18 protein-coding genes are annotated in these 26140 nt (G+C 74.5%); 9 read left to right on the plus strand and 9 right to left on the minus strand.

Features of this window, described 5'->3' with window-relative positions:
- Positions 1-287 precede the first annotated feature (287 nt).
- On the plus strand, positions 288-1022 hold the full coding sequence (locus E2C05_RS15005) for an Npun_F0296 family exosortase-dependent surface protein (protein WP_133220456.1): 735 nt from the start codon (positions 288-290) through the stop codon (positions 1020-1022).
- A 487-nt stretch (positions 1023-1509) separates the two neighbouring features.
- Here the strand turns inward: E2C05_RS15005 and E2C05_RS15010 are convergent, their stop codons facing one another.
- Positions 1510-2988, minus strand: coding sequence for an LVIVD repeat-containing protein (locus E2C05_RS15010; protein WP_133220457.1), 1479 nt, complete (start codon positions 2986-2988; stop codon positions 1510-1512).
- A 106-nt stretch (positions 2989-3094) separates the two neighbouring features.
- A complete protein-coding gene (locus E2C05_RS15015) occupies positions 3095-4798 on the minus strand; it encodes a methyl-accepting chemotaxis protein (RefSeq protein ID WP_133220458.1) in 1704 nt (567 codons plus the stop codon).
- A gap of 306 nt (positions 4799-5104) precedes the next feature.
- On the opposite strand from E2C05_RS15015, the gene fusA reads away from it, so the two are divergent.
- Entirely contained in the window at positions 5105-7198 is a 2094-nt protein-coding gene (fusA, locus tag E2C05_RS15020; protein ID WP_207191619.1) for an elongation factor G, read from the plus strand.
- A gap of 318 nt (positions 7199-7516) precedes the next feature.
- Here the strand turns inward: fusA and E2C05_RS15025 are convergent, their stop codons facing one another.
- Positions 7517-8176: a glutathione S-transferase family protein gene (locus E2C05_RS15025; RefSeq protein WP_133220460.1), complete on the minus strand. Its 660-nt coding sequence runs from the start codon at positions 8174-8176 to the stop codon at positions 7517-7519.
- 108 nt (positions 8177-8284) lie between these two features.
- Between E2C05_RS15025 and hldE the strand changes: the two genes are divergently transcribed.
- The 4 genes from hldE (at position 8285) to E2C05_RS15045 (ending at position 18455) form a co-directional block, all read left to right on the plus strand.
- Positions 8285-9736, plus strand: a complete 1452-nt coding sequence (gene hldE / locus E2C05_RS15030) for a bifunctional D-glycero-beta-D-manno-heptose-7-phosphate kinase/D-glycero-beta-D-manno-heptose 1-phosphate adenylyltransferase HldE (protein ID WP_133220461.1) — start codon at positions 8285-8287, stop codon at positions 9734-9736.
- 41 nt (positions 9737-9777) lie between these two features.
- Positions 9778-11877, plus strand: coding sequence for a sensor histidine kinase (locus E2C05_RS15035; RefSeq protein ID WP_133220462.1), 2100 nt, complete (start codon positions 9778-9780; stop codon positions 11875-11877).
- Between the two features lie 345 nt (positions 11878-12222).
- Positions 12223-16956: an FG-GAP-like repeat-containing protein gene (locus E2C05_RS15040; RefSeq protein WP_133220463.1), complete on the plus strand. Its 4734-nt coding sequence runs from the start codon at positions 12223-12225 to the stop codon at positions 16954-16956.
- A 338-nt stretch (positions 16957-17294) separates the two neighbouring features.
- Positions 17295-18455 (plus strand): acyltransferase family protein, encoded by a 1161-nt coding sequence (locus E2C05_RS15045; RefSeq protein ID WP_133220464.1) that lies wholly within the window; start codon positions 17295-17297, stop codon positions 18453-18455.
- Positions 18456-18492: 37 nt separating this feature from the next.
- On the opposite strand, the gene E2C05_RS15050 is transcribed toward E2C05_RS15045, so the two are convergent.
- The 3 genes from E2C05_RS15050 to E2C05_RS15060 all read right to left on the minus strand — a co-directional run bounded on the left by E2C05_RS15050 (position 18493) and on the right by E2C05_RS15060 (position 20961).
- The gene (locus E2C05_RS15050) at positions 18493-18714 is read right to left on the minus strand and encodes a hypothetical protein (protein WP_133220465.1); all 222 of its coding nucleotides are present in this window, start codon (positions 18712-18714) and stop codon (positions 18493-18495) included.
- A 283-nt stretch (positions 18715-18997) separates the two neighbouring features.
- Positions 18998-20065, minus strand: a complete 1068-nt coding sequence (locus E2C05_RS15055; protein WP_133220466.1) for an aspartate-semialdehyde dehydrogenase — start codon at positions 20063-20065, stop codon at positions 18998-19000.
- Between the two features lie 2 nt (positions 20066-20067).
- Positions 20068-20961 (minus strand): DMT family transporter, encoded by an 894-nt coding sequence (locus E2C05_RS15060; protein ID WP_133220467.1) that lies wholly within the window; start codon positions 20959-20961, stop codon positions 20068-20070.
- A gap of 99 nt (positions 20962-21060) precedes the next feature.
- On the opposite strand from E2C05_RS15060, the gene E2C05_RS15065 reads away from it, so the two are divergent.
- Positions 21061-21936 (plus strand): LysR substrate-binding domain-containing protein, encoded by an 876-nt coding sequence (locus E2C05_RS15065; protein ID WP_205082836.1) that lies wholly within the window; start codon positions 21061-21063, stop codon positions 21934-21936.
- Between the two features lie 31 nt (positions 21937-21967).
- Here E2C05_RS15065 and pcl read toward each other — a convergent pair whose 3' ends face one another.
- Positions 21968-23191, minus strand: a complete 1224-nt coding sequence (gene pcl / locus E2C05_RS15070) for a 4-coumarate--CoA ligase (protein WP_133220469.1) — start codon at positions 23189-23191, stop codon at positions 21968-21970.
- Between the two features lie 465 nt (positions 23192-23656).
- Between pcl and E2C05_RS15075 the strand changes: the two genes are divergently transcribed.
- A complete protein-coding gene (locus E2C05_RS15075; protein ID WP_158292139.1) occupies positions 23657-24055 on the plus strand; it encodes a BLUF domain-containing protein in 399 nt (132 codons plus the stop codon).
- A gap of 175 nt (positions 24056-24230) precedes the next feature.
- Here the strand turns inward: E2C05_RS15075 and E2C05_RS15080 are convergent, their stop codons facing one another.
- Together E2C05_RS15080 and E2C05_RS15085 are read right to left on the minus strand one after the other, a co-directional pair.
- Entirely contained in the window at positions 24231-24650 is a 420-nt protein-coding gene (locus tag E2C05_RS15080; RefSeq protein ID WP_133220471.1) for a YciI family protein, read from the minus strand.
- A gap of 65 nt (positions 24651-24715) precedes the next feature.
- Complete coding sequence (locus tag E2C05_RS15085; RefSeq protein ID WP_133220472.1) at positions 24716-25141, minus strand: VOC family protein; 426 nt, start codon at positions 25139-25141, stop codon at positions 24716-24718.
- A gap of 62 nt (positions 25142-25203) precedes the next feature.
- Here E2C05_RS15085 and E2C05_RS15090 point away from each other — a divergent pair, with 62 nt between their 5' ends.
- Positions 25204-25896, plus strand: a complete 693-nt coding sequence (locus tag E2C05_RS15090) for a winged helix-turn-helix transcriptional regulator (RefSeq protein WP_133220473.1) — start codon at positions 25204-25206, stop codon at positions 25894-25896.
- The last annotated feature ends 244 nt before the right edge of the window (positions 25897-26140 follow it).

Here is a 26140-nt window from a genome sequence, read left to right on the forward strand (position 1 = left end):
GGCAGGCCGCCACGCCGCCCAGGGCCGCCGCCGGGCGGCGATGCGGTGCCGCCCGGGCGGGCGAGCCAGCGCCGGCCGGGATCCGGCGCATCGGCCGGCGCCGCGGGACCGCCCCGTGATGGAGGCACGCCAGGGCTCGCTAGGCCAGGAAATTACGCCAAGGGTATGGTGGCGGCGTCGAATGAGGCACAAAACGTCTCAATAATCTTGCCAATCCGTGAATCGGCGGGTATGTCTCAACCATTGGGCGATGTTGCTCGTGTTGATACAACCCAACGGAACTCAGAATGTCGCTCCGTCACTTGCTCCTCTCCGGGTTCGCCGCCCTCACCCTCGGCGCCGCCACGGCCGAGGCCTCGCCGCTGAGCATCGTCAGCAGCGTCGGCGGCGCGCCGACCGGCGCGGTGCGCGAGAATTTCGACGACCTGGCGCTGGGCAACACCAGCGGCCAGACCACGGCCACCGGCATCACGGTGCAGATCGGCGGCGATGCCGCCATCGTGCAGGGCTCGGTCGGCGGCCGCTATGCCGCGCCCAGCCTGTCCGGCGGCAATGGCGCCGGCTTCGGCCCAGGCGGCACGGCCCAGGGCGATGGCGCGAACGGGACGGCCTATCTGACCACCGGCTCCACCGGCACCGACAGCGGCTCGGCCATCACGCTGCTGCTGCCCAGCGCGATGCAGTATTTCGGCCTGCTCTGGGGCTCGGTGGACGGCTACAACACGCTGAGCTTCTTCAAGGGCAACAGCCTGGTCGGCGCCGTCACCGGCGGCGATGTCGCGCCCCTGCCGAATGGCGACCAGGGGCCGCAGGGGACGCGCTACGTCAACATCACCTCCAGCACGGCCTTCGACCGTGTCGTGGCGACCTCCTCCTCCTATGCCTTCGAGTTCGACAATGTCGCCTTCAACCTGAACCCGGTCGGCGTGCCGGAACCGGGGACGCTGGCGCTGGTCGCGGCCGGCCTGCTCGGCCTCGGCGCCGCGCGGCGGGCGCGGCGGGCGCAGCGCCCGGCGGCCTGAGACCTGCGAGCAGGCGTCCCGACATCTGCTCACCGGTATCGCGCGCAGGGTTGGCGTGCGGCTGCGCGCCAAACCCAATGATCATGCCGGTCAGCATTCATGCTGGTCGGCATGAGACCGGCGGCATGACTGGTCCATTCATGCCGAGCGGCCGGACGGGCGCCGCGGCGTAGGCCGCGTCGTCAAGGCGTGTGGCGCAGACCGCCCGGCGATCGCGGGGCCGTTGCACGGTCACGGTCAACGGCCGTCTATATGGGCGGCCGGCGCCGCCGGGGATGCCAGGGACCGCCGGTCCCCTGCCGGCGGGACGGGAGGATGATCATCCCGGCCGCGGCCTGCATGGCGGCGCCCGCCGGCCTGGCGCCGGGGAGGGCGCGGGCCATGCACCGGGGAAGGCGCCGCGACGGCCTCCGCGCCCGCCGCCTCCCCCGTGTCGCGCGCGACCCCGGCCTGACGCCCGGACGGGGGAGGAGGGCGGCGCGCCGCGTCAGGGCGCGGGCTGGCGGCTGATCGCCAGCGGCTCGCCGGTCACCTCCAGGATGTGCACGCCGGTATTGGCGCGGTCGACGATGTAGACCAGGCCGCGCGCATCGGTCTCCACGTTGTTGGTCTGGATCGCCCGCTTGCAGCGCGGCTGCCCCTCCACCGTCACGCAGCGCGGCGCGGTGCGGTCGGTGATCGCCGGGATGAAATGGCCGACCTCGCGCGGCTGGTAGGGGTTGCGGATGTCGAGCGCCCGGACGCCGGCATTGAAGAAGGCGATGAAGGCCAGCTTGCGGTGGAAGACCGGCGCCATGCTCTCGTTCGAGGAATGGGCGCCGAACCGCCCGCCGCGGGTGCAGAAATCGCCGCTCGCCTCGGGCACCGTCCAGTGCGAGACGACCATGGGCTGGCTCTCCACCGTGATGTCGGCGAACCAGACCATCTGCCGCGCCTCGTCGCGGCATTCGTTGCGCAGCGACTCGTCCACGATCATGACGAAGTCCCGCACCGCGCCGCGGCCGTCCTTCGCAAGTTCGGCGATGGGCATGCGCAGCAGCGGGTAGGCGGTATGGGCGCCGACCCAGGGCATCATCACCAGGCGGCCGACCTCCGGCGCGCGCAGGTTCGCGTCGGTCGGCGCCGCCGGCCCCTCGATCAGCTTGCTGCGGTCGATGATCTGCACGATGCCGCCGCTGTTGGTCCCGTAGCCGAAATAGATGCGGTTGCCCTGCGGGCCGGTGGAGATGCCGCCATGCAGCTCGGTCGGGATGGCGCCGTGCTCGCCATGCTGGGCGGTGGGCGCCTCGCCTTCCTGCATCTGCTGGCCGGGCAGGCCGAAGTCGCGGATGTGGCGGGGATTGGCGGGGTCGTTCAGGTCGAAGACCTGGGTCATCCGCCGCACCTTCCAGGGCGGCTGGTTGCCGGAGACGAGGTAGGCGATGCCCGTGTCGCATTCCCACCAGTTCTTGTGGGTATGGCCGGCCGGGATGCGGGCCAGCAGCGCCGGCTTCGCCGGGTCGGTGACGTCGAAGACCTGGTGGCCGGCATTGCCCTGGGTGCGCAGCAGGTAGAAGGCGTCGCGGCGGCCGGCGCGCAGGGCCGTCCCCGGGCAGACCCGCACCATCTGCGCGCCGCCATCCTCGTCCAGCCCTTCCTCCCCCGGGATATGCGCCAGGTAGGCGGGCTTCGCCGGGTCGGTGACGTCGAGGATCGAGGTGCCGTTGAACTCCCGCTGCCCGGTGATCGGGTTCAGCGGCTTCGGCTCCGCCTGGGTGCCGCCGTGGTGCCCGACATAGAGGATCCAGCGGTCCCCCTGCTGCTGGATGGTCGGCTGGTAGGCGCTGCGGGCCTGCAGGTCGTGCTGGCCGAGCAGGCGCATGTTGCTGGCCTCCGGCCCGGCGGGCGCCGCCGGCTGCGCCGCCGCGGGCGGCGCGGCCAGCGCCGCCAGGGCGAGCAGCAGGGCAGGGGCTCTCGATCCGGTCATGGACATCCTCCGCTGGCCCTCGGCCGGGGCCTGCGCGGAGCCTATCGCGTATGCCGCCCCCGCCGCACCCCCGCCCGGGCGCGGCCGGCCGCCGCCCGGCGCCGGGTCAGGCGGCCCGCACCTGGTCCAGGAAGCGGCCGACCTGCTGCCGCAGCGTCTCCGCCTGCTGCGCCAGGGTGGCGGCGGTGGACTGCACCTGGCTCGCCGCCCCGCCGGTCTCCCCGGCGGCGGCGCTGACGCCGCCGATCGCCTCGACGATCTCGCTGGTGCCGGCGGCGGCGCGCTGCACATTCGCGGCGATGTCGCGGGTCGCGGCGCCCTGCTGCTCGACCGCGACGGCGATGGCCGAGGTGACCTCGCTGATCCGGCCGATGCTGTCGCGGATGGCCTCGAGGTCGCCGGCCGCGCCCTGGGTGGCGGACTGCATGGCCTGGATCTGCGCCGCGATGTTCTCGGTCGCCCGGGCGGTCTGCCCGGCCAGCGCCTTCACCTCGCTGGCCACCACGGCGAAGCCCTTCCCGGCATCGCCGGCGCGGGCGGCCTCGATCGTCGCGTTCAGCGCCAGCAGGTTGGTCTGCGACGCGATCTCGCCGATCAGGCTGGTCACCTCGCCGATCCGGGCGGCCGCGTCGGTCAGGTTGCCGACCGTCGCATCGGTGCGGCGGGCCTGCTCCACCGCGCCGGCGGCCATCCGCGCCCCCTCGGCGACCTGGCGGCTGATCTCGGCGACCGACGCCGCCAGCTCCTCGCTCGCGGCCGCGACCGCGTCCACGTCGCTGCTGGTGCTGCCGGACGCGGCGCTGACGGTCGCGGCGCGGCCCGAGGTGCCCTCGGCGATCCGCACCATGGACCCGGCGGCGGCATCGAGTTCCGTCGCGGCGGCGGCGATGCCCCGCACGACGCCGCCCACCTGCCGCTCCAGGTCGGCGGCTAGCGCCAGCATGCCCTGCCGGCGCGCCTGCTCGGCCTGCTGCTTCGCCGCCTCCTGCGCCTCCCGCAGGGCGGCGTTCTCCCGCAGGGACGCGGCGAAGCCTTCCAGCGCCCGGGCCATGCGGCCGACCTCGTCGCCGCGGTCGGTGCCGCCGATCGCGGTGCCGAGGTCGCCGGCGGCGAGGCCGGCCATGCTCCTCTCCAGCGCGCCGAGCGGCCGCAGCACGGCGCTGCGCAGCATCCAGAGCGCGAGGCCGAGGCCGAGGGCGAAGCCGGCCCCGAGCAGGACGAGGACGCCGCGGATGGTGGCGTCGATCTCCTGCCGCAGGGCGGCGCCGCGGGCCTCCGACGTCTCGGCCAGCGACAGGGTCAGGCGGCGGGTCGCGTCCCGCAGCGGCACGATCTGGCTGGCGAATTCGGCGCGCAGCCCGGCCAGCCCGGCCTCGACCTGGCCGGCCTGCATGGCCCGCAGCCAGCGCAGCGTCACGTCGCGCAGGACGGGGAAGTCGCGCTCGATGATCGCCAACTCGGCGGCCTGGGCCGGGCTGCGCACGGCGGGCCGGACCACGGCCAGCCGCTCGGCGAAGGGGGCGGCCATGGCCTCGATGTCGCGGATCGAGGTGGCGAGGTTGTCGCCTTCGGGGATGGCGGCGCCGCGCCAGGTCGCGCGGGCGAGGTCCACCACCAGGGTGTTGACGCGCGAGGCATAGATCGCGGCGCGGCCATCGGTCTCGATCAGGGTGGAATAATCCGCCTTCGCGGCCAGCAGCGTGCGGACCGTCTGGAGGGTGGAGCCGACGCCGACCAGGGCGAGGAGCAAGGGCGGGATCAGGATCTTGGCGGTGAGCGACAGGCTGCGGAATGCGCGTGCGGCCAGCATGGTTGTCCCCGCCTTCGTTGCTTGCGGCGCCGGGCATCTAGCGGCGGTTTCGCAAAGAAAGCCCGAATCCGCGGCCCCGGCGGGGGGCGGGCCAGGGGGCGGGCCAGGGGGCGGGCCGGGGACAGGCCGGCCGCCCGCCCGCCGCCCGGGCGGGCGCGGGATGCGTCCGGCGCAACCCTCCGCCGAAGGTTACTGCTTGCAATCGCCGGTCGGAGGGGGCATCTCCCGGCCCGATACCACACCGACGAGTCAGTCCGTTCGGCGGGCGGCACGGGGAGATCCCCGAGGCCGGGCCCGCCTTCGCGTATGGAGGCCCACGTGGCGCGCACCCCGCTCGAGCGAATCCGCAATATCGGCATCACGGCGCATATCGACGCCGGCAAGACCACGACGACCGAGCGGATCCTCTATTACACCGGCAAGTCGCACAAGATCGGTGAGGTGCACGACGGCAACACCACCACCGACTACATGGCGCAGGAGCGGGAGCGGGGCATCACCATCACCTCCGCCGCCGTGACCGCGGTGTGGAACGACCACCGGATCAACATCATCGACACGCCCGGCCACATCGACTTCAACATCGAGGTGAACCGCAGCCTGCGCGTGCTCGACGGCGCCATCTTCATCATCGAGGGCGTGGCCGGCGTGCAGCCGCAGTCCGAGACCAACTGGCGCCTGGCCGACCGCTACAACGTCCCGCGCATCATCTTCATCAACAAGCTCGACCGCACCGGCGCCGATTTCTACAAGGCCGCCGACACCCTGACCGAGAAGCTCGGCATCAACTGGGTGGCGCTGCAGCTGCCGATCGGCGCCGAGGACACCTTCCAGGGCGTCGTCGACCTGGTCGAGATGCGCGCCATCATCTGGCAGGGCGACGAGCTGGGCGCGAAGTTCGAGTACCAGCCGATCCCGGCCGACCTCGAGGAGAAGGCGAAGGAGTACCGGCAGAAGCTGCTGGACACCGCCGTCGGCGTCGACGAGACGGCGATGGAGGAATACTTCGCCGACGGCGACGTCTCCGTCGCCACGCTGAAGCGCTGCATCAAGAAGGGCACCATCACCGGCGAATTCCGGCCGGTGCTGTGCGGCACCGCCTTCAAGAACAAGGGCGTGCAGCCGCTGCTCGACGCCGTCATCGACTACCTGCCGAGCCCGGTGGACGTCGAGGGCATCAAGGTCGCGCCGGAGGAAGGCCAGGACGAGACGGCCGAGCGCCGGGTGATCCCGGCCGACGAGAACGCGCCCTTCGCTGGCCTCGCCTTCAAGATCATCAACGACAAATACGGCAACCTGACCTTCGTGCGCGTCTATCGCGGCACGCTGCGCCAGGGCGACATGGTGATGAACACCACCAAGGACAGCCGTGAGCGCATCGGCCGCATGTTCCAGATGCACGCCGACAAGCGCGAGGAGATCAAGGAGGTCTTCGCCGGCGACATCGCCGCCTTCGTCGGGCTGAAGGACACCGGCACGGGCGACACGCTGGCCGCGAGCGACGACCCGGTGATCCTCGAGCGGATGGCCTTCCCGGTCCCGGTCATCGACATCTCGGTCGAGCCGAAGACCAAGGACGCGGTCGAGAAGATGTCGCTCGGCCTGCAGAAGCTGGCGGGCGAGGACCCGAGCCTGCGCCTGCGCACCGACCAGGAGACCGGCCAGACCATCCTGTCCGGCATGGGCGAGCTGCATCTCGAGATCATCGTGGACCGGCTGCGCCGCGAATACGGCGTGGACTGCAACATCGGCGCGCCGCAGGTCGCCTACCGCGAGACGATCACCAAGCCGCACACCGAGACCTACACCCACAAGAAGCAGTCGGGCGGGTCGGGCCAGTACGCCGAGGTGAAGATCACCTTCGAGCCGAAGGAGCGGAACTCCGGCATCGAGTTCGTCAATGCCGTCGTCGGCGGCTCCGTGCCGAAGGAATACATCCCGGCGGTCGACAAGGGCATCAAGGTGCAGGCCGACACCGGCGTGCTGGCCGGCTTCCCCACGGTGGACTTCAAGTTCTCCCTGGTGGACGGCAAGTACCACGACGTCGACTCGTCTGCTCTCGCGTTCGAGATCGCCGCCAAGGCCTGCTTCCGCGAAGGCATGAAGAAGGCCAGCCCGGTCATCCTCGAGCCGATCATGGACGTCGAGATCACCACGCCGCAGGACCATGTCGGCGACGTGGTTGGCGACCTGAACCGCCGCCGCGGCGTGATCCAGAGCCAGGACATGGCCGGCACCTCGGTCATCGTCCGGGCGCATGTGCCGCTGAAGGAGATGTTCGGCTACATCTCCAACCTGCGGGGCATGACGAAGGGCCGCGCGTCCTTCTCCATGCAGTTCCACCACTACGATCCGGTGCCGCGCAACATCGCGGACGAGATCATGGCGAAGTCCGCCTGAGCAGGCTTCCAGGGCCAGCCTGCAGCAGCGGCGCCGGGGCAACCCGGCGCCGTTCGCAATTGCGGCTCCTCGCGGCGGGATCGCCGGGCTGATCCGCCGGGTCGGCGCCGGGCGCGGCCGCGTGACTTGCCGGGCCACTGGTCGAGTCCACCGCGCCCACCGGCACGGCGGACGGCCTGACCCGGCAGGACCAGCCGCCCTGCCCTGTCCCCGACGCCTGTCGCCGGCGGCACCGGCCATCGTCGCCGGCCCCGTTCGAAGCCCTGGCCGATCCGCCTTGCCGCCGGCTGCCGGCGCGACCCCGGCTTGCGGGCCGGCTCAGGCCGGTTCCGCGTTCCGCGCCGCCATCATCGCCTGGAAGGCCGGGCGGGACTGGCAGGCGGCGATCCAGGCCGCCAGCGCCGGATGCGGCGCGAACAGCTCGGGCGCCGGCTGGGCATAGCGCAGCACCTCCGCCAGGCAGACATCGGCGGCGGTGAAGCGCCCGCCCACCGGATGGCCGCCGCCCGCCGCCAGCGCCCGGTCCAGCACCGCGAAGGGCGCCCGCAGCGCCGCCACCGCCGCCGCGGCCTTGGCCGCGTCGCGCTGCCCCGGCGGCCGCTCGACCCGGTTGTAGAGGATGTCGAGCGCCGGCTCCTCCACCTCCGTCGCCACCCAGAGCGCCCACATGGTCATCTGCGCATCCTCGGCGACGTCCCGCGGGCCCAGGTCGCCGCCGTAGCGCTTCGCCAGGTACAGCACCTGCGCCAGGCTCTCGTGCAGGACCAGCCCCTCGTCCTCCAGCGTCGGGATATGCCCGTTCGGGTTCACCGCGAGGAAGGCGGGGGACCGCGTGTGCAGCGGCGCGTCCGGCGCATCTGGGTCGGCCAGGCGATAGGCCTGGATGACCGGCACCTGGCGGAACGCGACCCCCGCCTCCAGCGCCAGCCAGATCGGCCGCGTGGCGCGCGACCGGTAGCACCCATGGATCGTCAGCACGGCCGCGCCCTTCCCCGTTTCCGGGGCGGCACGGTCCCCGGCGTCCAGGCCCCCGTCAAGTCGGCGCGATGGACGCCGCCGGGCGGGTGGGTCTATTGCGGGCGCGCCATGCTCGACTTCTCCCGCCTGCGCATCCTGGTCCTCGGCGACGTCATGCTCGACCGCTTCCTCTATGGCACGGTGGAGCGGATCTCGCCCGAGGCGCCGGTGCCGGTGGTGCGGCTGGGGCGCACGCTGGCCATGGCGGGCGGCGCCGGCAACGTGGCGCGCAACATCTCGGCGCTCGGCGGCCAGGCGGTGCTGGTCGGGCTGGTCGGGCAGGATGCCGCGGCGGCGGAACTGCGCGGCCTGCTGGCGGCCGATTCGCGCATCGCGGATGCGCTCGTCGCCAGCCCGGCGCGGCCGACCATCTGCAAGATGCGGGTCATCGCCGGCACCCAGCAGGTGGTGCGGCTGGACGACGAGACCAGCGCGCCGGCCGCGGCCGCCGAGCAGGCGGGGCTGATCGCGGCGCTGGAGGCGGCGCTGCCGGGCTGCCAGGGCCTCGTCCTCTCGGACTATGCGAAGGGGGTGCTCGCCCCGCCGGTGGTGGCGGCCGCCATCGCCGCGGCGCGCCGCGCCGGCATCCCCGTGCTGGCCGACCCGAAGACCGACGACTTCTCGCAGTATCGCGGCGCCGACTGCCTGACGCCGAATGCCCGCGAACTCGCCCGCGCCGCCCGCCTGCCGGTGGGGACGGAGGCCGAGGTGGCCGCCGCCGCCCGCGCGGTAATGGGCCCGGCGGGCCTGCCGGCGCTGCTCTGCACCCGCGCCGAGAAGGGGATGACCCTGGTGCTGGCCGATGGCGGCGTCCACTCCGTCCCGGCCGAGGCGCGGGAGGTCTTCGACGTCTCCGGCGCCGGGGACACGGTGATCGCGGCGCTGGCCCTGGCGCATGCGGCGGGGGAGACGCTGGCCGAGGCCATGCGCATCGCCAATGCCGCGGCCGGCATCGTGGTCGGCAAGCTCGGCACCGCCACCGTCACGGCGGACGAGCTGGCGCATGCGCTGCGCGCCGCCGGCGGCTCCGCCCCGGGGGAGGAGGCGCTGCTGGACCGCGACGCGGCGCTGCGGCTGGTGCGGGACTGGCAGGCGCATGGCCTGCGCGTCGGCTTCGCCAATGGCTGCTTCGACATCCTGCATGCCGGGCATGTCGCCCTGCTGCGGGCGGCGCGGCGGCGCTGCGACCGGCTGGTGGTCGCGCTCAACACCGATGCCGGCGTGGCGCGGCTGAAGGGCCCGGCGCGGCCGGTGAACCCGCTGGCCGACCGCGCCGCGGTCATCTCCGCCCTTGCCGCGGTGGATGCGGTGGTCGCCTTCGGGGAGGATACGCCGATCGAGCTGATCCGGTTGCTCTTGCCCGATGTGCTGGTCAAGGGCGCCGACTATACGATCGACCGCGTGGTGGGGGCCGATATCGTCCAGGCGGCCGGCGGCGAGGTGGCGCTGATCGATCTGGTCCCCGGCCGGTCGACGACGGCACTCGTGACGCGACTCGCCAAGCCGGTCACGGTATCGTGAAGGTTCCCCGTCCGCGGGCGGGGCAGGCGGGGGAAGTACGGGTGTTCTACGGGCGGACCGGGCCGGTGACGGAGACGGGCAGGCGGGGGCCGAGCCTGCGCGCCGCCCTGTTCGCCCTGACCCTGCTGCTGGCCGGCGGCGTCGCCGGCCTCGCCGCCGTCTCGCTCTGGCAGGCGCAGGATGCGGCGCAGCGCCAGGCGATGGAGCAGCTTCTCGGCACCGCCCGCGCCATGGCGCTCGGCATCGACCGGGAATTCGCCCGGGCCGAGGCGCTGCTGCAGGGCCTCGCCCTGTTCCCGTCGCTCCGCGCCGGCGACCCGCAGGGCTTCATCGCCGAGGCGCGGCCGGCCGCCGAGCGGCTCGGCCTGCCCATCCTGGGCGTGGCGGGGCCGGACGGGCGGCAGCTGGCCAGCAGCCTGGCCACGCCGGCGCAGATCGCCGCCGGGCTGCCCGCGGCGCCGGAGGTGATGGCGGTGTTCCGCACCGGGCGCACCAGCATCGGCGACTTCACCGAGGGCAACATCCCGAACGACCGGCGCATCGTCCTCGGCGTGCCGGTCCGGGCGGAGCCGGCCGGGCCGGAGCCGGGCGCCCCGGCGGAGGGCGAGGGCGAGGTGCGCTACGGCCTCGGCATCGTCCTCCCGCGGGAGAGGCTGCTGGCCGCCCTGATGCAGCAGCGCCTGCCGGACGGCTGGGTGGCGACGCTGACCGACCGCACCCTGACGATCGTCGCCCGCACCAGCCGGGATGCCGATTTCGCCGGCCGGCCGGTGCCGGCCTATCTGCCGGCCCTGGTCGTGCCGCCGGAAGGCGTGCTGACCGCGGTGCCGAACCTCGATGGCGACCAGGTGGTGCTCGCCTATGCCTATGCGCCGGTGACCGGCTACCTGATCGGCCTGGCGATGCCGATGGCGATCCTGGACGCCGCCCGTTGGGCGGCGCTGGGCCGGCTGGGCTGGCTGGTGCTGCCGGTGGTGCTGGCCGGGCTCGGCCTCGCTTCCCTGCTGGCCCGGCAGGTTGGCCGCGGCCTGCGTCGCCTGGCCATGCCCGATGGCGCCGGCAGCGGCCTGCAGGAAGTGGCGGAGCTGGGCGCGGCGCTCGCCGCCGAGCGCCGCGCCCGCGACGCGGCGGAGGTCGCGCTGCGGGAACGCAGCGCCTGGCTGGAAGCGGCGCAGCAGGCCGCCCGGGTCGGGGTCTGGCAGCAGGACCTGCGCTCGGGCCGCGTGCTCTGGTCCGCCGGGATGCGGCGGATCCTGCGGCTGCCGGCGACGGATGCCGAGGCGCCGGGCGACTGGCAGGCGCATCTGCACCCCGACGACCAGGCGCGCATCGCCGGCGTGGCGGCGCAGCGCCCGGGCGGCGGGCCGCCCTTCGACGAGGAATTCCGCGTCCTGGCCGGCGACGGCACGCTGCGCTGGGTGCGCAGCCAGGGGGTGGTGGAGCGCGACGCGGCCGGGCAGCCGCTGCGGGCGCTGGGCGCCTGGATCGACATCACCGCCCGCAAGCGGCTGGAGGAGGAGCGGGAGGCGCTGCTGAAGCAGCAGGAATTCCTCGCCGGCGAGATCCACCACCGGGTCAAGAACAGCCTGCAGCTCGTGCTCAGCCTGCTGCTGCTGCAGGCCCGCCGCGCCCCGCCGGAGGCCGAGGCGGCGCTGCGCGACGCCGCCCGCCGCGTCGGCACCGTCGCCGCGGTGCATCGCCGACTCTACGAGGAGGACCCGGAGGGCGCGGCGGATGTCGGCCGCTACCTCGCCGGGCTGGTCGAGGATCTCCGCGCCTCCCTGGTCGAGGCGCGCAACGGCCGCGACCTGGCGCTGGCGGCGGAGCCCGGGCTGCGGCTGGCGCCGGAGCATCTGGCGGCGGTCGGCATCGTGGCGACGGAGCTGGTCACCAACGCGCTGAAATACGGCCGCGGCACGGTCATGCTGCGGCTGGCGCGCGGGCCCGGGGGCCTGGCCATGGCGGTGGAGGATGCCGGCCCGGGCTTCCCGGAGGGGTTCGACCCGGCGGCGTCCCGCGGGCTCGGCATGCGGGTGGCGCTGACGCTGACCCGGCAGGCCGGCGGGCAGCTGGCGCTGGACCGCGCCGCGCCGGGCGGGCGCGTGGTGGTGACCCTGCCGGAGGCGCCGGCGGGGCGCTAGTGTCCTGCCCGCTGCATTCGCAGCCACTGGCTGCGAATGCAGCGGACCAGCAGGCCATTGAAAGCAAGGGCGAGTGGCCCGGACCGAAGCACGCCACCCGTGGCGGCGAATTTCGGATTCGGGACACCAGGGCGGCTTCCGTTCGCCATGGCGCACCACAACCGCTCCAGTCTTTTGGATCGACGAGCATCTTCACCCGATCAGGCGAGTCCACCCGATCGGGATCTGCTCCGGCGCCACGACGCAGACGCCGCGCCGTCACGGCAATTATTGCGTGATCGTTTATAAATAGTTAGACATTCCGCTGGGTGCAGGCACGGGCGGGGCTGCCCGGCAGGGAGCGGCATGGCGATACGACTGGGGGGGCTGGCCGGTTCGGTCACGGTCCTCGAGAACACCGTCAACGCGACGCCGCAATTCCTCGATGACAGCGTCGAGGTGACCTTTCCCGGCGGGGCGGCGCCGCGGAGCCTCACCGTCTCCGGCCTGCTCGCGGAAGACCGCGTCTCCCTCCGCAACCAGGGTTCCGGCGCCAGCCAGGTCAGCGTCGTCGGCGGCAATGTCTTCGTCGCCGATGCCTTCGTCGGCACGGTGCAGGGCGGCATCGGCGCGACGCTGACCGTCAGCTTCGCGCCGCCGCCCTTCGCGCCGCCGCTCACGGCCCTGGCGTTGGATGCGGTGGTGCAGGCCCTGGCCTATGGCAACGCGTCCGATGCGCCGGCCGCCGAGCGCCTGCTGACCCTGCGGATCACCGATGCCTCCGGCCCCGCCGTCTCCGAGACCATCCGGGTGACGGTGACGGCGGAGAACGACGCGCCCCTGGTCACCTCCGCCGGCAGTGCCAGCGTCGCCGAAAACGGCGCCGGCATCGCCTACCAGGCGACCGCCAGTGACCCGGACGGGGCGCCGGCGGCCTTCGCCTGGACGCTGGGCGGCCCGGATGCGGGGCGCTTCACCGTCGATGCCGCCGGCGCGGTGCGCTTCGCCGCGCCGGCGGATTTCGAGACGCCGGGCTCGGCGGCCGGCAGCAATGCCTACCGGATCACCCTCCTCGCCTTCGACGGCGCCGCCTTCAGCGCCGCCCGGCCGGTGACCATCGCGGTGACCGACCTGGCCGAGCCGCCGACGCTCGGCGGCCTGCCGGCCAGCCTGCAATTCGCCGAACCGGTGGTGAAGGCGGCGCCGCGGATCCTGTTCCCCGGCGCGGTGCTGACCGCCGGCGACGGCCTGGCGGGCGGGCGGCTGAGCATCGGCGGGCTGCTGCCGGAGGACCGGGTCGCGGTCCCGGACCAGGGCAATGGCCCGGGCCAGGTCGGCTTCGACGGGACCGTGCTGCGCTATGGCGGCGTGGCGATCGGCACGGCGACCGGCGGCGATGGCAGCGCGCTGCTGCTGCGCTTCGACGCGGCGGCGACCGAGGCGGCGGCGCAGGCGGTGCTGCGGTCGCTGACCTACGGGAATGGCGGCGACCTGCCGACCGCCAGCCGCAGCCTGACCCTGCTGCTGACGGATGCGAAGGGCCAGGCCTCGGCCGGGCCCTGGACGCCGTCCTTCGTCCCGCTGGCCGGCGCCGCCGACCCGCTGCCGGCCGGCGTCGCCCTGGGCAGCCGCACCGCGCCGGCGCTGGGCGACATCGATGGCGACGGCCGGCCGGACCTCGTGGTCGGCAGCCTCGCCGGCGCGCTCACGGCCTTCCGCAACACCGGCCAGGGCTTCGCGGCCTTCGGGCCCGGCCGCCTCGCCGGGGTCACCACCGGCCCCTACAGCGTGCCGGCGCTGGGCGACATCGATGGCGACGGGCGGGACGACCTCCTCCTCGGCACCCAGGGCGGGACGCTCGCGGCCTGGCGCAACACCGGGACAAGCTTCGAGGCCTTCGCGGCCGCCTGGCTCGCCGCGATCCCCCCCGGCAGCTTCAGCGCCCCGGCGCTCGGCGACCTCGATGGCGATGGCCGGCCGGACCTCGTCCTCGGCGATGCCAACGGCACGCTGACCGCCTACCGGAACACCGGCGCGCGCTTCGAAGCCTTCGCCGCCAACCCGCTCGGCGGGATCGCCGCGACGGGCTTCGCGACCGCGGCGCTGGCTGATCTCGACGGCGACGGCCGGGCGGACCTCGTCTTCTGGACCTATCCCGTCGCGGCGGAGGCCGCGCGGGTCGAGGCGCGGCGCAACACCGGCACGGGCTTCGAGGCCTTCGCCACCGACCCGCTCGCGGGCATCCCGGTCGGCGATCTCGGCGTCCCGGCGCTGGGGGACATCACCGGGGACGGGGTGGCGGACCTCGTGCTCGGCGACATCTCCGGCGCGCTGTCGGCCTGGCGCGGCGTCGCGCCGCTGGCCGAGGTCACGCTCGGCGTCACGCCGGTGAACCGGCCGCCGGTGGTCACCGCCCCCGCCGCCCTCGCAGTCGCGGAGAACGGCACCGCCGCGCTGTTCCGGGCGACCGCCACCGACCCGGACGGGCCCGGCCCCATCCTCTGGTCGCTGGCGGGCGACGACGCCGCGCTCTTCGCCATCGACGCGCTGGGGACGGTGAACTTCCGCGCCCGGCCGGATTTCGAGGCGCCGCGCGACCGCGACGGCGACAATGCCTACGACATCCACGTCGTCGCCGCGGACGGCATGGACAGCGCCGCCAGGGCGGTGCGGATCACCGTCACCGACCTGCCGGAGGTGCCGTCCCTCGCCGGCTTCGGCCCCTTCGCCGCCTTCGCCGAGGAACAGGCGAATGCCGCGCCGCGGCTGCTCGCCCCCGGCATCGCCTTCACCCAGGGCGACACGCTGGCGGGCGCCCGGCTCACCATCGCCGGCCTGCTGCCGGAGGACCGGGTGACCATCCTGGCGCAGGGCGACGGGCCGGGGCAGATCGGCGTCGAGGGCGCCACGCTGCGCTTCGGCGGCACGGCGATCGGCACCGCCGAGGGCGGCGTCGGCGCGCCCTTCTCCGTCCTGCTGAACGGCGCGGCGACGGCGGCGGCGGTGCAGGCGCTGCTCGGCCGCCTCGCCTTCGCCGATGCCAGCGACCGGCCGACGCTGTTCCGTACCCTCACGCTCGACCTGGTGCAGGCCGATGGCGGCGCCCTGGGCGGGCCGGCGGCGCCGGCCTTCGCGCCGGCCGGCGCGGCCAACCCCTTCCGCTTCGCCGCGGTGGACCAGCTTGCGGCGCCGGCGCTGGGCGATATCGACGGCGACGGCCGGACCGACCTCGTGCTCGGCCGCTATGACGGCACGCTGGTCGCCGTCCGGAACACCGTGGCCGGCCCGGCCCTCTACGCCATCGACCCGGTGGCCGGCATCGATGTCGGCTTCTACAGCACGCCGTCGCTCGGCGACATCGATGGCGATGGCCGCCTCGACCTCGTGGTCGGCAGCTATGACGGGCCGGTCATCGCGCTCCGCAACACCGGGACCCGCTTCGAGGCCTTCGCCGCCGATCCGCTGGCCCGGGTGACCACGGGCTTCGTGACCGCGCCGGCGCTCGGCGACATCGACGGCGACGGGCGGGCCGACCTCCTGCTCGGCCAGGATGACGGGACGCTCGCCGCCTGGCGCAACGAGGGCGGCGTCTTCGTTCCCTTCGCCACGAACCCCGTCGCCGGCATCGATGTCGGCGACCTCAGCGCGCCGTCGCTCGGCGATATCGACGGCGACGGGCGGGCGGACCTGATCGCCGGCGGCATCGACGGCACCCTGGCGGCCTGGCGCAACACCGGGACCGGCTTCCTCCCCTTCGCCGCGAACCCGGTCGCCGGCTTCGATGTCGGCACCCATGCCCGGCCGGCGCTCGGCGACGTCACCGGCGACGGGCGGCCGGACCTGCTGGTCGGCGCCTATACCGGGGAGGTGGCCGGCTGGCGCAACGCCATCCCGCCGGCGGCGTCCATCACCGTCGCGGTCACCCCGTCCAACGACCTGCCGGCGGGGCCGCAGGTGCAGGCGCTGGCCGCCTCGCCGCAGGGCGTGCCGCGGGTCATCACCCCGGCGCAGCTGCTGGCCGGCTGGACGGATGCGGATGGCGATGCGCTGGCCGCGAGCGGCCTGACCCTGCTCTCCGGCCAGGGGCGGCTGGCGGCGAATGGCGATAGCGGCTGGACCTACACGCCGGCGGCCGGCGATGCCTCCGGCGCCGCCTTCGCCTTCACCGTCTCGGACGGCACGGCGCGCGTCACCGGCACGGCGACGCTGGACCTGCTGCCGCGGCCGCCGGTGGCCGAGGATTTCTTCGGCGACGGCAGCGGCGACATCCTGTTCCGCGGCGCGGGCGGGGAGGCGGTGGCCTGGCGCCTGGCCGGCACGGCGGTGGCCGATGCCGCGCTGCTCGGCACGCCGGGGCCGGGCTGGCAGGTGGCCGGCACCGGCGATCTCGACGGCGACCGCAAGGCCGACATCCTCTGGCGCGGCGAGGATGGCCGGCTGGCGCTGTGGCGCATGGACGGGCTGGCGGCGACGACGGTGAGCGACCTCGGCCTGGTCGGGCGGGACTGGCAGGTGGCGGCGCTGGGCGACCTGAACGGCGATGGCCGGGCGGACATCGTCTGGCGCGAGGCCGGGGGCGACGTGGTGGCCTGGCTGATGAACGGCGCGACGGTGCTGGGCGGCGGCCTGGTCGGGCGGACCGGCCCCGACTGGCGGGTGGTGGCGGCGGCGGATGCCGATGCCGACGGCCGCGCCGACCTGCTGCTGCGGCACGGCCCGGGCGGCGAGGTCGGGCTGTGGCGGATGGACGGTCTGGCGGTGACCGGCGGCGGACTGATCGGCGCGCCCGGCCCGGGCTGGGAGGTGGCGGGGTCCGGCGACTTCAACGGCGACGGCCGCGCGGACATCCTCTGGCGCAGCGCCGGCGGCACGCTGGTGGAATGGTGGCTGGACGGGCAGGCGGTGACCGGCGGCGGCCTGGTCGGCACGCCGGGGCCGGACTGGCAGGTGGCGGCGGTGAGCGACCATGACGGCGATGGCCGCGCCGACCTGCTGCTGCGCGCCGTCGACGGCACGCTGGCGCTGTGGCTGCTGGAGGGGACGACGCTGCGCGGCGCCGCCGCGCTGGGCAATCCCGGCACCTACTGGGAGGTGGCGTAGGGCCGGGCGCGGAGACGCCTGGCACCCACCGCGAAGTCGGAGAAGGGCGGGAAGCGGAGATTCGCCGCCCGAAGACCGTTCCACCGATGGCCGCTGCCGGCTCGTCAATGTCCGGCGGCCGCAGCCACCCTGGTCGGCGCAAGCCGTGGCATCCATCGGTTTCAGGCGAGGACGGCCACACGCTCGACCGCGACCGGCACAGTGCTGATTAGACTGTGACTTTGTTACATCAATGCAATTTAAGTAATCTCAGGCTGCGCTGATCGTTGCAGCTCCACGATAGCATGGTGGTCGGCGGCGTCGGGCGACTTTCATGATCTTTCGGCTCCGGAGCACAAATGGTCGATCAGCGCTTGACCGGTTCAGGAGCGGCGGGGGCGAGGCCCGCATATGCCCGACTGATCGAACTCGATGCATTGCGGGGCTTCGCGGCAGTGGTCGTGCTCCTTCACCATGCCGTGCACCTGATGCCGTCGGTCGAAGCGCTCCAAGCCATCGGGCTCGTCTGGCTGAACGAGATCCTGTTCGAGGCAACGCCGCTACGCGCGATCAGGGCAGGGCGGTCCGCCGTGCTGTTCTTCTTCGTCCTGTCCGGCTACGCGCTCACCTGGTCCCTGCTGCATGGCGGATCCGCGACGCGGCTCCCGGCCTTCGCCATCCAGAGGACGCTGCGCATCCTGATCCCGACCGCGGTCGCTGTCGGCATCTCGGCACTGCTGCAGTGGGCCTTCCATGACACATTCGGCCCGGATGATGCGGCCGTGCCCGGCAATCACTTCTACAACTGGCTGTTCGAGCCGACGCCGCTGCGGCTGTTGGCGGATGCGGCGCTATTCCGAAACGACTTCAATGTCGTGCTCTGGTCCCTGGCGCATGAGTGGCGGCTGACGGTCTTGCTGCCGTTGGTACTGGTGTTCCGGCGACAGCCGCTGATGCTGCTCGCGCTGGCGGCCGTGGCCATGAGCGCCGGGATTGCCGCCGGGGCGACCGAAGATCAGGTGTACCTGCCGCGCGATCCGCTCCTCGGCTTCGCGGCAACGCTCTATTTTGCGCTCGGTATCGGCACCGGCGCCGCGCTGGCACTGATCGGGCCAATGCCGATCCTCTCCCGCCAGCAAAGATGGGCTGCCTTGCTGGGCATGGTTGCCGCGTTCTCGATGGCGTCCGACATCGCATCGTATATCGGCGCGGTGCTGCTGATCGCCCTGGCTCTCCAACCCGGTCGGTTGCAGACCGTCCTGCGACGGCCATGCGCGGCCTGGCTGGGGCGCATGTCCTTCAGCCTCTACCTGATCCATGTTCCTCTACTGCTCTCTGCCTGGCACATCCTCGATGATGTCGCGGCGGGCTGGGTGATCGCGCTCGTGGGCATCATGGTCTCGCTGCTGGCGGCGCCGCTCATGCACTATCTGGTCGAGGAACCCTCCAGGAAGGTCGCTCGGCGCTCGGTGGCATGGCTGGCATCGCCATCGCACGCTGGCGGCCAGGCGCGTGCGTGAGGATCGGCAAGCGCCCCACCTGGCGTCGGCGTGCCGGTCACGCGTCGAAGCCGAGGTCGACATCACCGCCGGAGGCGTGAAACGCGCGCATTGCCTGGTCGAGGCCGGGCGCGAAGACGTCGCGGAACAGCGCGGTAGGCGGGCCGAACTCCGGCTCAGGCGGGCGCGGCGGGTCCGGGCCGATGTGGAAGGTGCCGTTGACCGCCGCCCAGGGCAGACCACGGCTGCGTGGCAGCGAGGTGCGCGGCCCCGGCGCCAAGGAGGGAGGCCAGCAGCACCTCGCTGACTTGGGCCGTCGCACCGCCCTCCGGCCGCTGCCCGGGAGCACGCCGCGAATCCTGGGCTCCCCGCCTGGGGACCCGAGCGGAGTGGGGAGTCGCACGGGGGGACGCCATTGCCGTCTGGTGGACAGGGTTGGCTTGGCGAGATGCAGGTCCGCTCCGGGCCGAACCCGGCGGTCCGACCAGCGACCAGGCGTCCGGTGCGGACCACCAGCACGCCGCACGGCGAATGGCCGGCAGGCCGCGGCACGACGCCGCCGCTCAGGCCGCCCCGCGCCCGGCGAAGGCATCGCCGCGGCGCAGCAGCGCCTCGGCGATCTGCACCGCGGTCAGCGCCGCGCCCTTGCGGACATTGTCGGCCACGACCCAGAAGGCGAGCCCATGCGGGAAGGCGCGGTCCTCCCGCAGGCGGGAGACGAAAACCTCATCCGTGCCGGCAACCGCGATCGGCATCGCATAGCCGCCGGGGCGCCGCTCATCGACCACGACGATGCCCGGCGCCGCGTCGAGCAGGGCGCGCGCCGCCGCCTCCGGCAGCGGGCGGTCCAGCTCCGCCACCACCGCCTCGGCATGGCCGACCAGGACCGGCACGCGGACGCAGGTGGCTGAGACCGGCAGGTCCGGCAGGCCGAGGATCTTCCGCGTCTCCGCCTCCATCTTCCATTCCTCCCGCGTCCGGCCGTCCTCGAGGAAGACGTCGATCTGCGGCACGACATTGAAGGGCAGGGGCGGGTCGCCGCCCGCCGTCGTCGCCAGTTGCGCCTCGTGCAGCAGGGCACGCATGTCCACCGTCACCGGGTCATGCGGCGAGAGCAGGCGCTGCATCAGCCGCCGGCCGCCGCCCGAGGCCGACTGGTAGGTCGAGACCACCACGCGCTTCAGCCCGGCCGCGTCGTGCAGCGGCTTCAGCGCCAGGACAAGCTGGATGGTGGAGCAGTTGGCGACCGGCAGGATGCGCCGCGCCGCCCAGCCCGCCAGCGCCGCCGGGTTCACCTCCGGCACCAGCAGCGGCAGGGCGGGGTCCATGCGGAAGGCAGAGGAATTGTCGATCACGACGCAGCCCGCCGCGGCGGCGCGCGGCGCCGTCTCCCGCGCATTGGCCGCGCCGGTCGAGAGCAGCAGGAGGTCGGTGCCGCGGAAGTCGAAGCCGCCAAGGTCCTGCACGGCAAGCTCGGCGCCGCGGAACGGCACGCGCCGCCCGGCCGAGCCGGCGGAGGCGAGCGGGATCACCTCGGCGGCGGGGAAGCCGCGCTGTTCCAGGATGCGCAGCATCTCCGTGCCGACATTGCCCGTGGCGCCGCCGACGGCGACGCGCAGCCCTTCGGCCATGGTCAGGGTCCTTTCGCGGTGGATGACGGGGCCGGCGCGCGGCCGATGGCGTTGACGAGCACGACGCCGGCCAGCGCGACCGCGCCGCCGGCCAGCGCCCCTGGGCCCGGCGCCTCGCCGAGCCAGGACCAGGCGAGCAGGGTGGCCAGGGGCGGCACGAGGTAGAGGCAGGCGGCGGCGCGGCCCACGGGCAGGCGCGCCAGCGCGTAGGACCAGGCGACATAGGCGAGCGCCGCCGGGCCGAGGCCGAGGAAGATGGCGGCGCCGAGGGCCGGCGCCGGGGCGGCTGCGGCGGCGGCCAGCGCGCCGGGCAGGAAGGGCAGCAGCATGGCCGTGCCGGCCCAGATCAGGCAGGCGGTGACCGGCAGCGCGCCGCAGCGCGCGAGCAGCGGCTTCTGCAGGACGAATTGCGCCGCCTGGCACAGCGCGGCGGCGAGGACGAGCAGCGCGCCGCCGCCGAAGCCCAACCCGCCGCGCCCGGCGGCGATGAGCGCGACGCCGGCGAGGCTGAGCCCGATGCCGACCCAGCCGAGGGGGCGCAGCCGCTCCCCCACCAGCGCGGCGCCGAGCAGGGCGGCGAAGACCGGCGCGGTGTTCACGACGAAGCTCGCCGTGCCCGCATCGACCGCCTGCGTGCCGGTGTTGAGCAGGAGGTTGTAGCCGGCGATGCCGAGCCCGCCGGCGGCGAGGATCCGCGGCAGGTCGGCGCGGCGGGGCAGCGCCGGGCGCGCCCAGGCGAGCCAGGGCAGCAGGATGAGCGAGGCGAGGGCGAAGCGCAGCGCCGCCAGCTCGGCCGGCGGGAAGGCGGCGAGCGCGGCGCGGATCGCCGGGAAGGCGGCCGCCCAGAGCAGGACGGTGACGGCGACGCAGGCGAAGGCGGCGGGCGTGGCGGGCATGGCCGCAAGGGGTGGCCCGGATGCCGGCCTTGCACAAACGAGAAGGGCTCACCAAAGCTGTGAGCGATGCGCAAGGGTCCCCGCCTCCGCCCGCCGCCCATGGATACGCTGGAGGCCTTCGACGCCGCGGCGCGGCTCGGGTCCTTCACCGCCGCCGCGGCAGTGCTGCACCGCACGCCCGGCGCCATCAGCCGGCAGATGGCGGCGCTGGAAGGCGACCTCGGCGTCGCGCTCTTCCTGCGGGAGGCGCGCGGGGTGGCGCTGACGCCGGCCGGGCGGCGGCTGCATGCGGCGGCGGCGGAGGCGCTCGCCCTGCTGCTCGGCGCGGCGCGGGAGCTGCGCCGCCACGGTCCGGGCGGGGAGGGCGGCGGCACCGTGCGAATCAGCGTCAACCCGTCCTTCGGCGCGCGCTGGCTGCTGCCGCGCCTGCCGCGCTTCCAGGCCGCGCATCCGCGGGTGGCGGTCGTGCCGGTGGCGGAGACGCGGCTCGTCGACCTGGCGCGGGAGGGGTTCGACCTGGCCGTGCGCTACACCGCCGGGGCGGCGCCGCCGGGCCTCGCGCTGCATCCCTGGCTGCGGGAGGAGCTGGTGCCGGTCGCCGCGCCGGCCCTGCTCGAAGGCCGTCCGCGCACGCCGGATGCGCTCGCCGCGCTGCCCTTCCTGCACGACACCTCGGACGCCTTCTGGCGGCACTGGCTGGCGGCCGCCGGCCGGCCGGAGCTGCTGCCGCCCAGCGGCACGGTGTTCAACGACTACAACCTCGCGGTCGGGGCGGCGGTGTCAGGCCTCGGCGTGCTGGTCGGGCGCAGCGCGCTGATCGCGGCGGAGCTGCGCGACGGGCGGCTGGCGGAGGCGGTGCCGCTGCGGGTGCCGAGCCCGCGCGCCTATCACCTGGCGCGGCCGGCGGGCGGCGCCAGCCCCGCCGCCGAGGCGCTCTGGGCCTGGCTGCTGGCGCAGGGCGGCACCGGCGCCTGACGGCGCCGGCCGTGGCGTCAGGCGGCGGCGGTCAGGCGGCGGCGTCCCAGTCCGTGGCCTTGCCCAGCTCCGCCGCCGGCAGGGCCGGGCCGATGGCGAAGCGCACCGGCCGCTCCGGCGCCGGCAGCGTCCGGCGGGTCCAGGCCTCCAGCTCGGCCGCCAGCCAGGCCGGGTCGGCGCCCGGCGCCGGGACGACGAAGGCCTTCAGCCGCGGCTCGGCCAGGGTCGCATCCAGTCGCACCGCGCACTCCGCCACCAGCGGATGGCCGCGCAGGGTCTCCGCCACGCGGGCGGGGAAGACATTCATCCCGCCCACCTGCACCGCCCGGTCCTTGCGGCCCAGCAGGCGCAGCCCGCCATCCGCCTGCCAGGCGCAGCGATCGGGCAAGGCGATCTCGGCGCCGGTCGCCGCCTCGATCACGCTGGCGGTGTCCCCGGCGGCGCCGGGCCGCCACCAGGGCAGCAGGCGGAAGGCGGCGTCCGGCGCGGTGCGGCGGGCGATGCCGGCGGTCTCGGAGCTGCCATAGACCTCGGTCACCTGCCGCGCCCCGGCCGCCAGCAGCCCGGCATGGGTGGCGGCGGGCAGCGGCGCGGTGGAGGAGACCACCGCCAGCCCCGGCGGGTCCCCGACCGGCAGCCGGGCGGCGCCGAGCGTGGTGAGCAGCGCCGCCAGCCCGGTGGGGAAGCCGACCAGCAGGTCGCCCGGCGCCATCTCCCGCAGCAGGCGGCCGGGCGCGAGCGCGCGGGCATCCAGCACCGGGACGCCGAGCAGGTCGGGCAGCAGGGCGGTGAACAGGAAGCCGTAGATGTGGTGCGCCGGCACCTGCGCGATGATGCGGCGCGTCCCGGCGAATTCCGCCGCCCAGGCCGTGCCCTCGGCCAGCAGCCGCGCCATGGGGTGCGGGCAGGGCTGCCGCGCCCCGGTGCTGCCGGAGGTGAGGAAGGTGAGGCCGGAGGTGCCTTCCGCCAGCGCGGCGCGGACCACGGCCACCCAGCCGGCCAGGTCCGGCGCGGCCAGCAGGTGGTCCTCGATCCCGGTCTCGTGCAGCTGGAACAGCGCATTGGCGGCGGCGGCGCAGGCCAGCTTCTCCAGGCTGTCCAAGGCCAGCCCGGCCTCCCCCAGCGGCAGGTCGGCGGTCCAGCCCGCCGCGTCCGCGGCCGGGATGCGGCGGCCCTGCGCCGTGAGTTCCGCCGCGAGGCAGGAGCGCAGGATGCGCAGGATCGCTTCGTCCGAGAGCGGCAGGCGGGGCGGCATGCGCCGCAGGGTGGCGGCGCGCGGCTAAGCGGCGGTTAAGCCGACCGCGGCTAGAGCGGATCCCGCCCATGCCGGCCAGCATGAAGGCCGACCGGCCTGGTCATGGAGTCTGGCGCGCAGCCGCCACGCCGGGCCTGCGCGCCGGCATCGGGTGAGGTCACGTGGGCTGGTGAGGATGCCCGTCGAATCAAATCACTGGAGCGGTTGCCGTGAGCCAGGGCGAACGGAGACCGATCGGGGGCGGATCGCGGAGCGGCGCGCGGGCCGCGCGGCGCCACGCCGCGACCAGGGTCGGGCGGCGATGCCCTGCGCCGCCCGGGGCAGGACCCGCCTGCGGCGCCGTGGGCGGGGGGCCGTCCCGCCACCGGGGCGCGGCGGCGAAGCGCCCGGCCGCGGATGCCGGCCACGGCGGATCGGTTGCCGGCGTGGCGGCGCCGGCGGTGGAACACCGGGGAGAGGATAGGGATGCGCGTGGAAGAAGGCCTGTTCCGGATGGTCTATGTCAGCCGCAACGCCATCCCGGCGGCGTCGCAGGAGGCCGAGATCGCCCGGATCCTGGAGGTTTCCCGCCGCAACAACCAGGCGGCCGGCATCACCGGCGCGCTGCTCTACTCGGCCGACAGCTTCGCCCAGGCGCTGGAGGGGCCGGAGGCGGCGATGGAGGCGCTCTATGCGCGCCTGAGCCGCGACCCGCGGCATGCCGAGGTGCTGGTGATCTCGGCCGGGCCGGTCGCGGCGCGCCAGTTCAGCCAATGGTCCATGGCCTTCGCCGGCCGGCATGACGGGCTGAGCTTCGCGGCGCTGCAGGGCGGGCTGGACCCGTCCGCCGCGCTGCTCGCCGGGGCGGCCGGCGACCCGGGCTGACCGGCCCGGGCACCGGCCCAGAGACCACCCCGGACACCGGCGCGGCGGGGGCGGCCTCCGTTCGCCATGGCTCACGGCAACCGCTCCGGTCATTCGAGTCGACGAGCGTCTTCACCGGATCGGAGGATTCCACCTGATCGGGATCTGCCCGAGCCGGCGCCGCGAAGGCGCAGGGTCAGGCGCCGGCCCGCTGGCGCAGCGCCGCGTCCTGTGCCTGCTGGTCCGGGGACATCGCCGGGGCGAAATCGGCCATCTCGTAGAGCGGCCGGATCTCGATCTCGCTCGGGCCCGGCATGGGGTTTGGGCAGCGCCGCGCCCATGCCACCGCCTCCTCCATGTCCCGCACCTGCCACAGCCAGAAGCCGGCGACCTGCGCCTCGGCCGGGGCGAAGGGGCCTTCGGACAACCGCCGCTCCGCGCCGTCGAAGGCGACCCGGCGCCCTTCCGCCGTGGGCTTCAGCCCCTCCCCCGCGACCAGCAGGCCGGCTTCCGCCAGCGCGGCGTTGAACTGCCCCATCGCCTCCAGCAGCGCGGCCGAGGGCATCTGCCCCGCCTCGCTGTCGGCCGTGGCCTTGACCAGCACCATCACGCGCATCCTCGCATCTCCCTGTCCCGGTGAATGGTCGGCGGGCGGCGCGGCCCGCCCCGGCGGCGCGACGGTCAGGCCTTGCCCATCGCCGCCTCGGCCGCCGCGAGGTCCATCCAGGCCAGCTCCCAGACATGCCCGTCCGGATCCTCGAAGCCGCGGCCATACATCCAGCCATGGTCCTGGACCGGGCCGGGGTCCGGGCTGCCGCCGGCGGCCGCGGCCTGGGCGACCATCGCATCCACCGCCGCCCGGCTGTCGGCCGACAGGCAGAGCAGCACCTGGCAGGAGGCCCGGGCATCGGCGATCGGCTTGCGGGTGAACTGGCGGAATTTGTCGTGGGTGAGGAGCATCACATGGATGGCGTCGGACAGGACCATGCAGGCGGCCGTGGGATCGGTGAAGCGTGGCTCGTTGCGGGCGCCGATCGCCGCATAGAAGCCCATGGCGCGCGGCAGGTCCGCGACCGGCAGGTTCACGAAGATCATCTTGGGCGGCATGGCCTGGTTTCCTTCCCGCTTGGACTTGGCGATGCTGCCGTGCGTGGTTAACTAAAACAACCATGAAGTCTGGAAAGAGAAGTCACGCCCCCGCGACCCGGCCCCGTCGCTACCAGGACGCCTGCGCCGCCGCGCATGCGCTGGACCTGGTCGGCGACCGCTGGGCCCTGCTGGTGATGCGGGAGCTGCTGTTCGGACCGCGCCGCTTCGGCGATCTGCGCGCCGGGCTGCCCGGCATCAGCGCCAACATCCTGGCGCAGCGGCTGGCGGAGCTGGAGGCGGCGGGCGTGGTCCGGCGGCTGCGGCTGCCGCCGCCGGCCAGCGTGGCGGCCTATGCGCTGACCGACTGGGGGCGGGAGAGCGAGCCGATCTTCATGGCGCTGGGGCGCTGGGCGGCACGGTCCCCGGCGCATGACCCGACGCTGCCGATCGGCGCCGCCTCCGTCCTCATGTCGCTGCGGACCATGTTCGACCCGGCGCGGGCTGCGGGCCTGCGGGCGCGGCTGGGCCTGGTGCTGGACGGGGTCGAGTACCTGGCGCGGCTGGAGGATGGCAGGCTGGCGGTGGCGGCGGCGCCGGCCGCCGGGGCGGAGGCGGTCCTCGCCGGCAGCCCGGCGGCCCTGGCCGCGGCGATCTATGGCGGCGTGCCGCTCGCGGCGCTGGAGGCGGAGGGCGCGCTGCGGCTGGAGGGCGACCGGGACCTGGCCAAGCGCTTCCTCGGCCTGTTCCCGCTGCCGCCGAAGGCGGGCGGGTAGGGCCTTTCGCCAGGCGGTCGGCGAGGAACCGGCGCGGGATCGCGCGGCCTGGCCCGGATGCGGCCCGCGCCCCGACGCTGTCCGCGGCGCGATCGGCCGGGGGCGGGGGGGATGTCCCGCCGTGACCGGGTCGCCGACCGGGGCGCGAGGCCGGATGATCGGGCGCCCGGCGCCTGCCGCCCCGGGCTGGACGGGGTCCCGCTTGCCCGGGCCGCAGGCAGCCGCCCGCGGCCGGCGGCGGGTC

The sequence above is a fragment of the Paracraurococcus ruber genome (assembly GCF_004353985.1).
GTDB classification, from domain to species: Bacteria; Pseudomonadota; Alphaproteobacteria; order Acetobacterales; family Acetobacteraceae; genus Paracraurococcus; species Paracraurococcus ruber.

What these genes read in the sequence shown, in the direction of transcription:
- pcl (WP_133220469.1), bottom strand. Translation starts at nt 23,191, where the DNA reads ATGCCGCCCCGCCTGCCGCTCTCGGACGAAGCGATCCTGCGCATCCTG.
- E2C05_RS15010 (WP_133220457.1), bottom strand. Translation starts at nt 2,988, where the DNA reads ATGACCGGATCGAGAGCCCCTGCCCTGCTGCTCGCCCTGGCGGCGCTG.
- E2C05_RS15040 (WP_133220463.1), top strand. Translation starts at nt 12,223, where the DNA reads ATGGCGATACGACTGGGGGGGCTGGCCGGTTCGGTCACGGTCCTCGAG.
- E2C05_RS15090 (WP_133220473.1), top strand. Translation starts at nt 25,204, where the DNA reads ATGAAGTCTGGAAAGAGAAGTCACGCCCCCGCGACCCGGCCCCGTCGC.
- E2C05_RS15080 (WP_133220471.1), bottom strand. Translation starts at nt 24,650, where the DNA reads ATGCGCGTGATGGTGCTGGTCAAGGCCACGGCCGACAGCGAGGCGGGG.
- E2C05_RS15065 (WP_205082836.1), top strand. Translation starts at nt 21,061, where the DNA reads ATGGATACGCTGGAGGCCTTCGACGCCGCGGCGCGGCTCGGGTCCTTC.
- E2C05_RS15015 (WP_133220458.1), bottom strand. Translation starts at nt 4,798, where the DNA reads ATGCTGGCCGCACGCGCATTCCGCAGCCTGTCGCTCACCGCCAAGATC.
- E2C05_RS15060 (WP_133220467.1), bottom strand. Translation starts at nt 20,961, where the DNA reads ATGCCCGCCACGCCCGCCGCCTTCGCCTGCGTCGCCGTCACCGTCCTG.
- E2C05_RS15055 (WP_133220466.1), bottom strand. Translation starts at nt 20,065, where the DNA reads ATGGCCGAAGGGCTGCGCGTCGCCGTCGGCGGCGCCACGGGCAATGTC.
- E2C05_RS15005 (WP_133220456.1), top strand. Translation starts at nt 288, where the DNA reads ATGTCGCTCCGTCACTTGCTCCTCTCCGGGTTCGCCGCCCTCACCCTC.
- hldE (WP_133220461.1), top strand. Translation starts at nt 8,285, where the DNA reads ATGCTCGACTTCTCCCGCCTGCGCATCCTGGTCCTCGGCGACGTCATG.
- E2C05_RS15075 (WP_158292139.1), top strand. Translation starts at nt 23,657, where the DNA reads ATGCGCGTGGAAGAAGGCCTGTTCCGGATGGTCTATGTCAGCCGCAAC.
- E2C05_RS15085 (WP_133220472.1), bottom strand. Translation starts at nt 25,141, where the DNA reads ATGCCGCCCAAGATGATCTTCGTGAACCTGCCGGTCGCGGACCTGCCG.
- E2C05_RS15045 (WP_133220464.1), top strand. Translation starts at nt 17,295, where the DNA reads ATGGTCGATCAGCGCTTGACCGGTTCAGGAGCGGCGGGGGCGAGGCCC.
- fusA (WP_207191619.1), top strand. Translation starts at nt 5,105, where the DNA reads ATGGAGGCCCACGTGGCGCGCACCCCGCTCGAGCGAATCCGCAATATC.